At 49.5% G+C, this 14,325-nt stretch carries 13 protein-coding genes; 5 read left to right on the plus strand and 8 right to left on the minus strand.

Annotated features, from left to right (window positions below):
• Positions 1-24: 24 nt before the first annotated feature.
• Positions 25-168, minus strand: a complete 144-nt coding sequence (locus SPB21_RS08570; protein ID WP_499866308.1) for a hypothetical protein — start codon at positions 166-168, stop codon at positions 25-27.
• 26 nt (positions 169-194) lie between these two features.
• Here SPB21_RS08570 and hpsL point away from each other — a divergent pair, with 26 nt between their 5' ends.
• The 5 genes from hpsL to hpsP all read left to right on the plus strand — a co-directional run bounded on the left by hpsL (position 195) and on the right by hpsP (position 6,574).
• Positions 195-1,877, plus strand: a complete 1,683-nt coding sequence (gene hpsL / locus SPB21_RS08575) for a hormogonium polysaccharide biosynthesis protein HpsL (RefSeq protein ID WP_163702384.1) — start codon at positions 195-197, stop codon at positions 1,875-1,877.
• A 20-nt stretch (positions 1,878-1,897) separates the two neighbouring features.
• On the plus strand, positions 1,898-2,926 hold the full coding sequence (gene hpsN, locus SPB21_RS08580; RefSeq protein ID WP_163660265.1) for a hormogonium polysaccharide biosynthesis glycosyltransferase HpsN: 1,029 nt from the start codon (positions 1,898-1,900) through the stop codon (positions 2,924-2,926).
• A 33-nt stretch (positions 2,927-2,959) separates the two neighbouring features.
• Positions 2,960-4,126, plus strand: coding sequence for a hormogonium polysaccharide biosynthesis glycosyltransferase HpsO (gene hpsO / locus SPB21_RS08585; protein ID WP_499866309.1), 1,167 nt, complete (start codon positions 2,960-2,962; stop codon positions 4,124-4,126).
• Positions 4,127-4,316: 190 nt separating this feature from the next.
• Positions 4,317-5,354, plus strand: a complete 1,038-nt coding sequence (locus tag SPB21_RS08590; protein WP_499866310.1) for a hypothetical protein — start codon at positions 4,317-4,319, stop codon at positions 5,352-5,354.
• Positions 5,355-5,380: 26 nt separating this feature from the next.
• Positions 5,381-6,574, plus strand: a complete 1,194-nt coding sequence (hpsP, locus tag SPB21_RS08595; protein WP_499866311.1) for a hormogonium polysaccharide biosynthesis glycosyltransferase HpsP — start codon at positions 5,381-5,383, stop codon at positions 6,572-6,574.
• 24 nt (positions 6,575-6,598) lie between these two features.
• On the opposite strand, the gene SPB21_RS08600 is transcribed toward hpsP, so the two are convergent.
• From SPB21_RS08600 to SPB21_RS08630, 7 genes are all read right to left on the minus strand, one after another.
• On the minus strand, positions 6,599-7,162 hold the full coding sequence (locus SPB21_RS08600; RefSeq protein WP_499866312.1) for a hypothetical protein: 564 nt from the start codon (positions 7,160-7,162) through the stop codon (positions 6,599-6,601).
• 10 nt (positions 7,163-7,172) lie between these two features.
• Positions 7,173-7,436 carry a hypothetical protein gene (locus SPB21_RS08605; protein WP_499866313.1) on the minus strand — a complete coding sequence of 88 codons (264 nt, stop codon included), beginning with the start codon at positions 7,434-7,436 and terminating at the stop codon, positions 7,173-7,175.
• An 85-nt stretch (positions 7,437-7,521) separates the two neighbouring features.
• Positions 7,522-9,000: a hypothetical protein gene (locus tag SPB21_RS08610; protein WP_499866314.1), complete on the minus strand. Its 1,479-nt coding sequence runs from the start codon at positions 8,998-9,000 to the stop codon at positions 7,522-7,524.
• Between the two features lie 49 nt (positions 9,001-9,049).
• Positions 9,050-9,583, minus strand: coding sequence for a hypothetical protein (locus tag SPB21_RS08615; protein WP_499866315.1), 534 nt, complete (start codon positions 9,581-9,583; stop codon positions 9,050-9,052).
• 38 nt (positions 9,584-9,621) lie between these two features.
• Complete coding sequence (locus SPB21_RS08620; protein ID WP_499866316.1) at positions 9,622-11,343, minus strand: hypothetical protein; 1,722 nt, start codon at positions 11,341-11,343, stop codon at positions 9,622-9,624.
• 9 nt (positions 11,344-11,352) lie between these two features.
• The gene (locus tag SPB21_RS08625) at positions 11,353-13,854 is read right to left on the minus strand and encodes a baseplate J/gp47 family protein (protein ID WP_499866317.1); all 2,502 of its coding nucleotides are present in this window, start codon (positions 13,852-13,854) and stop codon (positions 11,353-11,355) included.
• Between the two features lie 4 nt (positions 13,855-13,858).
• Positions 13,859-14,302 carry a GPW/gp25 family protein gene (locus SPB21_RS08630; protein WP_499058840.1) on the minus strand — a complete coding sequence of 148 codons (444 nt, stop codon included), beginning with the start codon at positions 14,300-14,302 and terminating at the stop codon, positions 13,859-13,861.
• Positions 14,303-14,325 lie beyond the last annotated feature (23 nt).

The raw sequence follows: 14,325 nt of genomic DNA on the forward strand, positions 1-14,325 counted from the left end.
AGTCCAGTGTGATTTATCTATCAATCACATTAGGTTTGGGTAAATTGAAACTAGCCAGACCTGTTCCTGTTGGCTAATTGTTACCTTGAAGACGGTGGGGGCACCCGCCATCAGTGGGGTCGCCCACCATCGGTGGGGGCGTCCACCATCGGTGGGGTCGTCCATCATATCTATTGCCCTTCTTCTAATCGTCCATGGTTGCCAAGAAACTTAAGAAGCGCTCCAAAAAACGTTCTCGCTCGGCTGCGCCAGAACAAACGGCAGAACCCACCCTCACTCGCAAGGAGCAACGGGCAAAAGAGAGGGAAGTGGCAAAGGCTCGTTCTCAGCTGATTCAGTTTACGGTGCTGGCCTGTGTCGCATCGGGTTTAGTGGGTCTTTTGCTGGGCGTCATGGTGGAGCCCACCTTAGGCATAGCCGCCACAGCCAGTTTGCTATGTCTCAGTTTGTCCTTTAAGTATCAGCGATACGCCCTCTACGCATTTATCATCTATATCCCCTTTTCAGGGACGGTGACCTACATGCTGGGGGGCAATTCCTTATTACAGCTTGCCAAGGATGCTTTTTACGTACCTGCCTTGATTGGTGTGATTCAGATGTGCCGTAGAAAGCGTCAGAAGATTTTATTGCCGGAGGCATTACAACTGCCGTTGGTGCTGGTACTGGCGATTGTCATCCTCAATATTTTGCTGATTAATCTACCTCAGCAGCTCCAGGCACCTGGGGATGAAATGCCTCTGATGATGGGCATCCTGGGTCTGAAAATTTTGCTGGGATACCTACCTGTTATCACCTGCATTTACTATTTGATACGCACGTCGGAAGATCTATACTTTTTGCTACGTATCCAGGCCGTGTTAGTGCTCGTGTCCTGTGCTCTCGGGTTTGTTCAGTACCTGATGCTCAAAACCGGTGTTTGTGCTGGCACAGAGGGGATTGGAGCCCAAGGCGTAGACCTGTTTAAGGCGTCTTTGCGGTCCCGCTGCTTTGTGGGAGGCTCCCTGTTGTACAGCCCATCCCAAGGTCAGATTCGATTGCCGGGTACTTTTGTGGCCCCCTGGCAATGGGGTTGGTTTTTAATTTCCAGTGCATTTTTTAGCTTTGGTACGGCCTTTAATGATCGATCTCCCTTCTGGCGATTAATCGGCATCATTTCCCTGATCACCGTATTCGTTATGTCGGTGATCTCTGGCCAGCGGATTGCCTTATTTTTGGTTCCCATTGTCGTTGGGGTGTTGAGTGTCCTAACGGGGCAGGTGGCTAACCTTAAACGCTTTGTGCCGATTGGTGTGATCCTGGGGCTGATTTTAGTGGGGCTGACGATTCGTAACCCAGAGTTAATGCAGGAACGTATCGATAGCTTTGAGGATCGATGGAATGCCTCTCCACCCCATGAATTTGTGATGCAGCAGTTTGCTGAGGTCATGGAGGCCCAAGAAGGCATCTTAGGTAACGGCGTAGCTAGGGCTACCAACGGGGCACGTTTGTTTGGCAAAGTACGTCTGGTGGAAACGTATCATCCTAAACTGCTCTATGAGCTGGGGCCTCTAGGGTTGCTGTTTGTGGTGATGCTCTATACGGCTCTGACCATTGCTACGTTTAAGGCTTATCGGAAAACAAGGGATAAGAACCTGCGGGGATATGCTGCCTCCATGTGGGTGTTTGTGCTCTTTATTAGCTTCTTTCCCTACTACTATCCTTTGGATGTGGACCCGGTATCGGTTTATTACTGGCTGGCAGCCGGGATCGCCTTGAAGATTCCTACCCTGGATAAGCAGGAGCGGGAATTGGCCAATCCCAGGAAGAAGAAGCGGTTGCGATCGCAGAAAAAAACAGCCCTAAAATCAGCTGACGTTGAGGAACCCCAACCCGTTTAAGACGATTCCTTCAAATAACTATGGATACGGATCTATTTATTTCAGTTGTCATTCCCACCTACGGCAGAGAAGCCGTTCTCTGTAGCACTATTGAAAATGTATTAGAGCAAACCTATCCAGCCTTTGAGGTGATTATTGTTGACCAGACCCAGACCCATGAGTCAGCAACAACAGCATTCCTCAATGCCATAAAAACAGATCCTAAAGTAACGCTGTATACCGTTGACTGGGCCAGTTTACCAGCTGCGCGAAACTATGCGATTGAGCGTTGTCATGGGGATATCATTCTGTTTTTAGATGATGATGTGGAATTGCCCCCAGGCTTTTTAGCAGCCCATGGGCAAAACTATAAAACCCGGTCTGACATCGGTGCCGTGGCCGGGCGTGTGTTTGATCGCATGAAGTTGGCAGAATCCAATGCCGCCAAGCAGATTGAAACCCTGCCGCCGGAGGCCATGGATCCCGGTATTGCCTGGTACTACATTGATTTAGTCCATACCGTGAACCCGCAGCAGGTATTGACAGCACGGGGATGTAACATGTCCTTTCGACGAGACGTGTTTGCAAACCACGGATTACGGTTTGATGAGCGTTTCCAGGGCAGTGCCGTGCGGGAAGAGTCGGATTTTTGCCTGCGTTTTCGACGCACACAGCTAAAGATTTGGTACGACCCAGAGGCCAATTTGATCCATTTGGGAGAAGAGACCGGTGGCTGCCACGATATCAGCACCCGCTCCCTTAAATACCAGCTGACCTTTTATCACAACCATTTTTTAATGGCATTAAAAAACCTGACACCATGGCAGTTGCTGCGACTGTCGGGACGTTTATTTGACTGCCATGTTCTGGGCAATCCCCCCTGTAATAAGAGCGGGTCGCCCATTAAAATTGTCACCCGGTTTGGTTTTTACACCCTAGGTTTTATCCAGGCTTGCTGGACCTTAGCAACCACCTTTAACAGTAAGGGACGGTTGTTTAGCCTACCGGCCCAGACTATGCCCCAGCCCACCCACCCCAACAATACCTCCACCAGGGTCGTTACTGGCTAATACTGGAGTACGGCAGACATCATCATCCAACCCATGAAAGTTTTAGTTGCCAGCCACAGCTACATTGTTGACCTAAACTGCGAGAAACTGCGGGAATTAGCCCACATGGGCCATGAGGTCACGGTAGTGGTACCAAAACGTTGGAATCCGGGAGGAGTACAAAATCGCATTGTTGAACCTGAACCGCGTCAAGAAGGCTCATTTCGCATAGTCCCCATCGCCAACTTTAGCCAGAACAATCAAGGTCTGCTGAGTTTTGGCTGGGGCATTGTTGACCTCCTGAAAACATTTAAGCCTGACATTATTCAAGTGGAGCAGGGGTCCAAATCTTTGGGCTATGCAGAATTGATCACCTTAAATCGTCTCCTGGGGGGTAACGCCAAAACTCTCTTTTTCACCTGGTGGAATCTGCCCTATGAGGTGAAATTTCCCCTCTCTCTGCTAGAGGGCTATAACCTGCGGCACACCGATGGCCTGGTGGTGGGCAACCAGGACGGAGCCAATATCTTAAAAGACCATGGCTACCATGGTCCGGTGCGGGTAATGCCGCAATTGGGGGTGGATGAAGGACTGTTTTGTCCGAAAGAACAGCCACAGCTACGACAAACGTTAGCGATTCCTGACCATGACTTTATCGTCGGATTTGTCGGTCGCTTTGTCCCTGAAAAGGGCCTTGTTACCCTATTCAAAGCATTAGAGACCCTAGTTAATGTATCCTGGACCCTGGTGTTGCTGGGGCGTGGTCCCTTAAAGGAAGCGTTACAGAATCAAGCACAAGCCCTTGGCATTGCTGAGCGCATCCGTTGGATTGAAAGCGTCCCCCACGATCAGGTACCCGACTATATAAACCTGATGGATACGCTGGTGCTACCTTCAGAAACCACCTATGAGTTCAAAACCCTGACCTCCGTGGGGTGGAAAGAGCAGTTTGGCCATGTATTAATCGAAGCCATGGCCTGTCAGGTGCCGGTGATCGGCTCTGATTCTGGAGAAATCCCCTATGTCATTGATGACAGTGGCTTAATTTTTCCAGAAGGTGACCCCATGGCCATGGCCGATCGACTCAGTCAGCTGATGCAACACCCTGAACAGCAGCAGGCCCTGGGGAAAAAGGGCTACGACAGAGCCATGAAACACTATACAAATAAGGCCCTAGCAACAGAGCTACTGGCATTTTATGAAGCGCTACTAACAGCTTAGTAACGCCTTTTCAGACATGATCAATGTGCCTCCACTCCTTACTCACCATTTCCCCAACATCATCGTCAAGTTGCCACTTTAAGAAGCTTCATAATATATATTCCCAGCAAATCTTGTTGATGTTCCGATTAAAAGCAGGGTGAAGTTATCTAAACTAAGCCTATTCAACGAAATATATTGATGACAACCAGTGGTCATAACATCAGAACGTGTCAGTAATTCCTTAATCTGTCGGCTTACAGTCTTGGGCAGTGTTGCCTTTGTGATCTCCTCCTGTACTGGCGGCAGTGGCGGTGGCAGTTCAGCTACCCCCGTCTCCATCTCCGAACCTGATCAACTGGTTCTAGAAGTTCAACCCATTCAAGTGTGTGATGACGATGGTATCGTTTGCGCCCAGGTTGAGCTGTTTGAAGCCATTGCCGATAAAATTTGGGGTCAGGCCGGTATAGATATTGCGTTTCTGCCATTAAATCAGCTGAACGACAGCACCTATCTGACCACAGATGAAGATGAATTTATCGATCTGTCCTTCTCTGGCGATGCTGGGGATTTTGGGCGGCATCCCGACTCAACACGAACCGATGGCCCCATCAATCTTTGGTTTGTAGATGTGATCGAAACAACTACGGGTTTGGTGCAATTCGGTAATGCCTGGATCGGGTTAAACGGTGTGTTGGTCAGCGATGACATTTTGGACTTCAACAATGGGGCCGGACGCATTGATGTGATTGCCCACGAATTAGGCCACAATCTGGGGTTGAGGCATTCCACCTTTGGCGCAGGGGAGGCTGATAATGTGATGAGTAGTGGCGCTGTACGTACCGTCCCTGAATCGATTGACGATATTTTTCCAGACGGCGATAGGTTATCACGCTTAACCCCAGAGCAAATCGAACGGGCTCGGGAAAGCGACTTTTTGACTGAAGCAGAGCCGGATGACAACAGTCTACCGATTACGGAAGCAGATGCCATCCCTTTGCTATTGGCAGATGCACTATCGGCGGATGAAGGTAGTCTGCCAATACCGGACGTATCTGCCAATGCCATAGGCATGGCAGATAGTCCAATTGCAACCATGGCTGGGAAACCGAGCCTGGCTCCTCAGCTATTAGCCTCCACCCAGGCTGTGGCAGCCGTTCCCGAACACTCACCGTCACCGTTGACCTGGCTATTGTTATTGCCTTTGGGTTATCGGGTTTATAGTCGAGTCAGTCGAAGCAAACGTTAGTCCTTTCGTTAGTCCTTTCTAAATTTATGGCCAGGGCATTAAACATTTTGCAAATTGTGCCTTCCATCTCGTTGGTATACGGCGGCCCCAGCCAGATGGTGCGGGGATTAAGTAGTGCCTTGGCCCGACAGGATGCCAATGTGACCGTACTGACAACAGATTCTAATGGCGATGAAGGCCAGGCTCCTTTAGATGTGCCTCTGAATCAACCTGTCGAGACAGACGGCTATCGCACCGTTTACTTTCGGTGCACACCGTTTCGACGCTATAAGTTTTCCCTACCGCTACTGCAGTGGTTAAACCGCCATGGATCCGAGTATGACATTGCCCATATCCATGCCCTATTTTCTCCGGTGACCAGTGCGGCGGCCACGGTGGCACGATGGCAACAACTGCCCTACATTTTGCGGCCCTTGGGCACCCTTGATCCGGCAGATTTAGCCAAGAAAAAACAGTTTAAGCAGCTCTATGCAGCGGTGTTGGAGCGGCCTAATATTCAAGGCGCAGCGGCGCTCCATTTCACCAGTCAACAGGAGGCTACTGTATCAGAACGCTTTGGGGTAACAACGCGAGATATTGTACTGCCCTTAGGAGTGACCACCCCCAAGGCAGTCAGTGCGGATGCTGGAAATATTCGACAGCGTTATGACATTGCAGAGGGTGTGCCCATCGTCTTGTTTATGTCGCGAATTGATCCTAAAAAAGGGCTGAATTTATTACTGCCTGCCCTAGAATCGCTGCATCAGTCAGGTAGTCAGTTTCACTTTATGCTCTGTGGTGGTAATCCCCAAAACCAGGGCTATGTAGAGACCATCAGTCAGCGGATAACTCATTCCGTACTCAATGATTGCACTACGATTACAGGGTTTGTCTCTGGTGAACTGAAGACCCAAATTTTGCAAGCGGCGGATTTGTTTGTTCTACCGTCCTACTATGAAAACTTTGGCATTGCCGTGGCGGAGGCCATGGTGGCAGGCAAACCAGTGGTAATTTCAGACCAGGTCCACATTTGGCAAGACATTAAAAACAGTCAAAGTGGCTGGGTTATGAACTGCGATCAGACTGCTCTGACCCAAACTCTACATGATGCTCTTGCCGATTCTGGAGAACTCCGTCGGCGAGGAGACAATGGCCGTATGTTTGCCCAGGAGAATTATGGGTGGGATGCGATCGCATCCCGTATGCTCACTATATACAATCAGCTTCTGAAGGTAAACTGAATAGTTGAAGTGAACCCGTATCTTTTATTTTGTAGAGATATTAATGGTTTGGATAATGTCTTGTGAGTCTGGCATGGATCTGGACATGCTCAGGTGGCCGATCGCAGTGAAGTTCAGCTGTAAGCCCATGACATTTGAGGCATAGGTGGGGATGCCAGCGTGAAATTGAAATTGCCTAAGGTGATGACAGGTTGAAATTTGATTGGTTTGATATTTGGACTGGATATCCGCAGCATTGTAGCGGTTGATCAAAATGTCGTGGTTGGTGAGTAGACTACCGATGACCAGGGAAGCGCGTTTTTCGAGATCGCTTGGAGTTTTGTCATAGAGTTCAATCGTAAAGTCTTGCTGGAATTCTTGGGTAATGGTCAATGGAGCTGGAGTGTCAGACTGTGTTAAAGGATAAGATTGTTGTTGTAGGGGGTGATTAACCTGGAGTTTGTTGGGGTAAAGAGTAAGGTGAGGTAAGGTGATCTTGGTTGGGTCAATAATCGGAATTAAACCCCAATGATCATCATCGTTAGGAATCTCGTTTTTTAGATCGAGTTGCAGGTTGTCGGTGATGACCTGTAGGAGATGGTAAATCACAGGAATAACCTTAAGTAGTTTCTACTGTGGAGGGGATTACTATATCTACATTGGTGGCGGAAAGTGAGTGGCCATTGTTGTCGGTTGCAGAATCATTGGGTTGGGTTTCATCTGCCTTGGCAAGTTCTTCTTCAATGACTTGAATGGCACCACTGATGCGTAATAGGGTTTCGCGAACGTTATTCTGTTTTACTTCTAGATCAGCAAGAACTTTTTGGCCTGACTCAAGTTCGGTTTTGAGTTGTTGGAGACGTTGTTGAAGTTGTTGTTTCATATTAGTGAAATTTATTTTTTATTGAGCAAATTATTCCAGGATATTTCTCAGTATTGTTGATTTAAGCCCTCAGTTGAGCTTTTCACTATGGAGCTATAACCTTGCTCGGATGCCGCCATTGGTGGGTTACTCTAATTTTATTATCTATGTCAACCCATCCTATCCAATAGAGATCTTGCCATCCAGGAAGATTTGCAATGGCTCTTGTCATTGTACCCACTGACTGATTAGCTAATTTGTCTTTGAAATACTTTAAAATAGGATGGCCAGGGGTGCCCCATTGATCGCTGCCACTACAGTCGATAACATTTAACTTCTCAAACATAGAACCGATTATATGTAATGGAGCTGCTGGTTCAGTTGTTCCGATGCCAACGCTACCCTGAACTAAAAGATTACCAGTGCCCCCCCATTCTTTGCCAATCGTGACACCTTTTTTGTTCAGCAGGTATAGGATCTCTTCTCCAGATATATGCAATCGTCCTGGGCACGTAATGGTTCCTTTATCGCTAACTGTTAAAGTGCCATTACTTTTGAGAGATAGAACAGTTTTATGAGTGTTGAAGCTGTTGTCAGTTAACTTAATATCTAGCTGAGTCCGAGAATCTGTACCTACATTTTCGTATCGCCCCAGGGATAGAGAGACTTTATTGCCATAGGCCTGGCCACCTACACCTTCCCTAACGAGATGTAAAATATCGCGGATACCGTTGGGATTATTGCCACCATTGTGGTTCGGGTCAAAGATGGTTAAAGCGGCCTCACCAAACGTACTAAAGCCACCGTCATGCGTTATTTTTTGATTGATGGTTAGTTTTGATAAAGGCGCTGTATTGTAAATGCCAACGTTACCGTTGTCTTTGGCAATGAACAATGCAGTTTTCCCTGCAGAATCGTGATGGTGGCGCAAGAAGTTTAAGCCATGGATTATTTCCCGTTCGTCATTTTCAATCGTAAAACCATTGTTGTCATCATAAATTTTGAGTTTAATGCCAGCTCTATATTTATGCCCACCTGCAGTACTGATTTTAATATGGTTATCTGATTGACTAAAATCGCCAATTTGGAGCTTTTCAGTAGGAGCTGTTGTGTTAATACCAACATTGCCTGCTGTTACACCAGTAGCCTCATCAGTTTTACCGATGATGGTTAACCTAGCACCAACGCTGCCTGGTGCATCAAAATGAATGGTCCCTGGAGCGACGCTTAAAACGGTATCATCCTGATAATCTATGTGTCCTCCTAAGCGAGATGTGCCACTGACATCCAGGCCTTGACCTGTCGTGTCTTTGGTGGCAATTTTGGCACTGCCATTGATTTCAAGGGTTATATTGCCAGTGACTGCTAGCTTTGTATCGGCATTTTGAGGATCCGCAACAATATTGACGCTATTAGCCAGTGTTAGCGCCCCTCTAATGGTGAGTGGTCCTTCCAGGGTGTCGGCTCCCTGACGATTAACTTTGGCTGATTCTAGCCGCACTACTTCTTCCATCGCGGCATTCCAATCGGCAGCTTTTATCAGACCACCAGGTTTCTGTTCTTCAGGAGCAAAGGGGCCGATCATAAAAGGGAACCTCCAAACATCTAAAACCTTATAAAATCAAGATGAGATACTAAAAAATGATTTCCCAAACCAGGGTGAGTTTAAAGTCTTTAGTTTTACTAATATTTGGAAAAACAACTCGGTTATACATAATGCCTGTATTGGGGTCTCCGGCGTTAAATAGACCGGCTTCTCTGAGTTCGTAGGGTTTGCCTCCATTGTCAGACGGGTTGGGCTCTTCGAAGTCGAGATCAGCACTGAGGATAATGCGACGGCTTTTTTGCTCTTTTTCTCCAGACTCCGTTGGTACAACCATTTGAATATCGGTTAAATCTTTGGCTAAATTGAGTCCTTTTAGTTCTTTACGAAACACTTCTTTGGCTAACTTTGTATCCGTGTCTGGATTGACTGGCTCACCGCCTGTGCCAACAGCAATGTAGCGAATAGGGTCAATGGCTTGTTGGGCAAACAGTTTGGCAACTAAATCACGACCAGAATAGACAATCGCATTGTTGGTGGCAGTGGTATCGATCGGCTGCCCGCTGGCATCGTATCGGTGGATGGTTAAACGGCCTCTCATGTCCAGTGCGTCAGCAATTTTCATAGTGAACCTGTCCTATGTGAACCTCGGTAAATAGCAACCTAAGCAAAGCGATTCCCGGAATTAAACTCGGTATAGTCAAAGACACCCGAGAGATGAAGCTGATCGGTTAAGTCATGGTGAATACCCTCGGGATAGGGTTGGAGCTGACTGCCGATGTCGAAGTTGGCTTCTTTGATTGGGTGCTGTTCTGTAAATGGCGATCGCACCACCGTCAGCCAGTCGATAAGAGCATGGTACTCTGTAAAACGCTTGCTATAAGCAATCACAGATAGCACCCCTGCTGCTTTCACCTGATCAATAATGGCAGGAATCTGGCGACGAGGATGGTCTTCTAACTCACCAAATTTATCGGTAAAACCAGGAATATCCCAAGGCACCTGGACTCGAAACGAACCAGGAATTTTGCGAATGACCTCAACGGTAAGATGGATGCCATAGTTGCTTACCTGTTGATGGGTGAGGGGGACGGGCTCATTGATGGGAACATCAAACCGCGATAAGTCAAACAGAGTTTGGTCAAACCTACCTGCGGGTTCACCCACCCTGGCTTCGATCCGCCAGTGGGATTGTCCCGTGGGCAATAGTGGAGGACTCTCTTGGGCCGGGATTTCTATCCCATTTAAAAATAAGCGCCCATCGGCCAGGACCTGTAATACATCTTCATTTACCCTGAGGGTGCCCTGGTACTCAAAAAAATCTTGGGTGTCTATATTGATAAACCGTAGATGAGTCAGGGGCTGTAATACAACTGCATTGGCCTGGTTATCTGCCCTGCGCACGTCTTGAATTTGGAGGCGTAGACTGGGTGCCGTTGGAATAACATTGGGGTTATTGATCTCGAACTGCTGTGGTAAGGACAGGTCTACCGTCTCAGTTGACGATGGAGCCAGCGCAAAGGGATGAATTTCAAAATGATCGCGGATCAAGTCTGGCAGATATTCTTCGATTTGAATCTGGGCCTTTGCCGCCTGGGATGCGGAATCATTACCAAAGATACCTAAGTTGGCTGCCACAATGTCTCGAATACCGGCTTTTGTCGCTGCGCCCTGCCGCAAGACTTTGATTAAGGCTTTGAGGCGATCCCGATAGGGGGCATAGCTTTTTTCAATCTCATTGGGGAACGCGGTTTCGATCAGCGCTCGATTAAGAATTTCTAAGGGCAGCCCATGGGTGGGAGCCTGCTGTAGCAGTTGTTGGATAGCAGGCGTCAGAATTGCGGTGGGGAACTGCTCCTGATTTTTGCGGTATAAGCCCGTGTCTTTTAGACAGAGGTTGAGGCCATCGGCCAGGGCATTGCGGACGCCCCTGGTTTGTGAGGCCGTGCGGGTTTGAGGATCTATCGCGATAAATAGACTTACAGCCTGTTGCGTTTCACGGGGAAGACAACGCCACAGATATCGGGCAAAGCCGGTGTGGCCAGTGTGGAGTTTTTGGGAGAATTCGGGCAGGTGTTTGATGGCACCGGGATAAAATTGGGGATTGACCTGAATCAGCTGCGGTGTGCCGCCCAATCGTTCTAAATAGAGAGAGAGTATGTTATCCAAATCGCCCAGTAGGTGACTGCTAAATCCTTCAGAGCCCTGGTTGTCTGCGGTATCGACAAAGTGAGATCGCATCACCCGCAACAGATCCATATCGGCCTGTTCCAGCATCCCGCCAAACACCGTCAGTAAATCTGGCAACAGCCCCTCGGTCCCGTCTGCCTGGTAAAAGGAAGGGAAACGACTGAGAAGACTGAGGGTTTTTCCGGTGGGGGGCATGGGGATGACTTATGGATTAGACAGCGGCCAGTCGATGGTGATGGTAATGGCCTCAGCCGTTAAGGGCTGGAGAACGGCACGTTCGGTGAGACGAATCAGGATGTCACCGCCGGGTGGGAATATGCCCAGGATGGCGAGGGTATAGTTGGAGCCTTGTAGTAGGGCTTTGGTTTGTTCGGCTAACTCAGCGGCATCTGGTGCGGTCTGAATATCGGCGCGATCAAGGCTATTAATGTGGGTGCCGATGGCGTTGAATATGTCTGTTTTAAATGAGTCATAGGCAAGAGATTGGGCTGGTTCAAATTTAGTGAGCTGAGGGACAAAGTCGGGTAAGTGAGTTTTGAGGGTTTGTTGAATGGCGGTCTCTAGGGCGGCTTGATTGTCGAAGGGGGTGCCCGTGATGTTGAAGTGCAGGGTGAGATTCGTAATACTGATGGGAATGGTTTGGATGTCGGTTGCGATCGCAAACTCCGTAGCCAACCGTGGTCGTTCAAACCGATCAACCCGAATCTCATTACCATCCAGGCGATCTGCCTGTAGCGTTCGCGTCTCCCCCGTGGACTGCCACACTTGCACATCATCCTGTCGCCAGTTCACACCTAGCACACCCTTCACGTCGCTAGCCAGGTTTGCCAATTGGCCCATGTCCACATTTTGTTCGGGTTGGAGTCCGGCCAGATAAGTGTTCAGCTGTTGTTCCACTTCAGCCTGGATTGCCCGCTTGTCTGCGACCGTTGCCTTAGGGGCAACCGTTAGCTTTAGGGCACCGGAGATGTCTAGATCATATTCATAGATAAAGGCATGACCCAGCTCAGCTTGTTCAACCAAACTGACCGGAATGTCGTTGCTGGTATTGTTATCGGCCATATCGGCCCAAAATTGAGGAACCAGCTCAACAGTGGCTCCAAAATTTTGGTCGGGGGCCACCGCCTCAAGCTGCTGGATCAAACGCTGTCGCTGGATCGCCTGGGCCGGTCGCAATCGATTAAAAAAGGTTTGCAGAACATCCTCAATGCTGCGATGCAGCTCATCGCTGAGCCCCGTTGCCTGTATATAAACCTGTACTACCAGCGGTTTAATTTCCGTGGCCACCCGCAGGTGGCGGGGTTCAAACTTTTCATGGATATCGGCCTCTAGTCGCTTGGTGGCGGCATCATGGGTTTGTGCCGGGGCCGCTGCCAGGGTTGTGGTCAGGGTAAAATCCACCAGGTCATTGACAGCTGCCGGGGACAACAGGGTTTGCGTAAGTTGCGACATCAACAGCGGTTGTCCCATGCTTTGTTGCTGCAAATGCTCAGTTAGATCGGCCTGGAGCTGCTGCTCCAGGGTCTGGCGTTCTTCGGTTGACCACCGTCGCCCTGGGGTGAGTTCAACGAGAAATACCCCGTCTAGTTGAATCGCCTGGGCAGGCTTGGGCAAGACATAGATACCAGCGGCGCGGGAACGGTCGATGGCCGCTTCTAGGGCCTGTACCTGGGTGGGGTTAGTAAAATCAACACCATCCACAAACACTTCGATCAGGCCAAAATCTTTTAAGACAATGGCATTGTCATTGCGAATGGTGACAACGACACCGCCATCCAACTCCAGCGGTTGCCACGGTGCCGCTGCGTCTACTTGCCCAGCTTCTCCACGCACAACGGCTTCTACGTCGACCTTTTGGGATGACTCTGGATCAGGATTGGGGCTTAGCCTGACCAGGGTGCGAGTTTTAAACCGGTTTCCTCCTGGGTCTAAAACCAGCTCGGTGCCCCTGGGGATTGTGATTTCTGTTGTGGTTTCTGTTGTAGTTTCTGGATCAGGGGTCAGGGTTACCTGGCCACGGGCAAAGTGAAAATTCTCTCGCACCTGCACTTCTTTCACACCGGGCAGGTTAAAGATGGCATTTTCGACGGTGGTGACATTGGCCCCGCTGGTGGCTAGTAGCGCGGTTTTGGCCCGTGCTCGCAGGTCGTCATCGGTTTCTCGGTGTTTGCCGGTAAAGCGAATGGGTTGTTCGTTGGTAACGGTTTTGATCCCCGATAGGGGTTGGGGCATGACTTCAATGGTGTTGGCCGCTGTCGCTTCACTATCGCCCGGTGCGATCGCTTGTACCCTCACCTGCACCTGGTTGTCGGTTGGACCTAGCTGTTTGGTTTCCACCGTTTGATACGACTTTTTAACCGTGTCGGCGTCTTCGCTGGTGGTCACCACAAACCCCAGGGGAATTTCTAAGGTTTCATCAATGCCCAGATCCCGCTCAAAGGTGACCAGCCCGGTGGCAAAATCTGGCTCCCCGCGCTGGATGCCCAATACGGCCACCACCCGCTCTAAATGAATACCGGTGGCGGTTTCGACAAACCCCGATAGATATACCCGATGCATTTGCTCATACAGCAGCGCCATTTCGTAGGCGAAGGTTTCGTAGAGGGTGCGGGCAACACTGCCGGTTTCAAAGTCAGAAATGCTCGCTGGGGTGCGATCGCGCATTTCCGTAAACAACTGAGAAAAACTTTTTGGTTCAAATGCCATGGCGTTAGCCCCCCAACCCCAATGCCAGGTCCAGTGTCAGCGGCTCATCGTCATCGATGGGGCGGACGATTACGGTAACGCCTAAAATATCTCGCGCCCCCCCCCGGGATGGAGGCGCAAATACAACATTAACCACTTCTGAAATGCGGGATTCTTGGGCCAGACAGTCCCGAATATACATTTCTGTCAGCAGCTGGGTGCGACGGTTGTTGGGTTCTCCGACCAGTTCATGTAGGCGAGAGCCATAGGTGCTATGCCCCAAAGATTTCAGCTCACCCTGGCGGGTATGGAGACGATTTAGCAGGGCCTGGGCCAGATTGTTGCGTCCGCTGACGGCAGCAATATCTTGCTGTTCCACCGTCAGGTCAACCCCCGCCCGAGCCGCTACCGGCTGACCCATCTGACGGCGGGTGAGTTTGAGATCAATTTTATTCAGCCCCTCTGCCATTGAGTCTCTCCTAAACACTCACG

The organism is Leptothoe sp. ISB3NOV94-8A (assembly GCF_043421595.1).
Classification (GTDB): domain Bacteria; phylum Cyanobacteriota; class Cyanobacteriia; order Phormidesmidales; family Phormidesmidaceae; genus Leptothoe; species Leptothoe turfae.

What these genes read in the sequence shown, in the direction of transcription:
- SPB21_RS08615 (WP_499866315.1), bottom strand. Translation starts at nt 9,583, where the DNA reads ATGAAAATTGCTGACGCACTGGACATGAGAGGCCGTTTAACCATCCAC.
- hpsN (WP_163660265.1), top strand. Translation starts at nt 1,898, where the DNA reads ATGGATACGGATCTATTTATTTCAGTTGTCATTCCCACCTACGGCAGA.
- SPB21_RS08630 (WP_499058840.1), bottom strand. Translation starts at nt 14,302, where the DNA reads ATGGCAGAGGGGCTGAATAAAATTGATCTCAAACTCACCCGCCGTCAG.
- SPB21_RS08570 (WP_499866308.1), bottom strand. Translation starts at nt 168, where the DNA reads ATGATGGACGACCCCACCGATGGTGGACGCCCCCACCGATGGTGGGCG.
- hpsL (WP_163702384.1), top strand. Translation starts at nt 195, where the DNA reads ATGGTTGCCAAGAAACTTAAGAAGCGCTCCAAAAAACGTTCTCGCTCG.
- hpsP (WP_499866311.1), top strand. Translation starts at nt 5,381, where the DNA reads ATGGCCAGGGCATTAAACATTTTGCAAATTGTGCCTTCCATCTCGTTG.
- SPB21_RS08620 (WP_499866316.1), bottom strand. Translation starts at nt 11,343, where the DNA reads ATGCCCCCCACCGGAAAAACCCTCAGTCTTCTCAGTCGTTTCCCTTCC.
- SPB21_RS08625 (WP_499866317.1), bottom strand. Translation starts at nt 13,854, where the DNA reads ATGGCATTTGAACCAAAAAGTTTTTCTCAGTTGTTTACGGAAATGCGC.
- SPB21_RS08610 (WP_499866314.1), bottom strand. Translation starts at nt 9,000, where the DNA reads ATGATCGGCCCCTTTGCTCCTGAAGAACAGAAACCTGGTGGTCTGATA.
- SPB21_RS08605 (WP_499866313.1), bottom strand. Translation starts at nt 7,436, where the DNA reads ATGAAACAACAACTTCAACAACGTCTCCAACAACTCAAAACCGAACTT.
- hpsO (WP_499866309.1), top strand. Translation starts at nt 2,960, where the DNA reads ATGAAAGTTTTAGTTGCCAGCCACAGCTACATTGTTGACCTAAACTGC.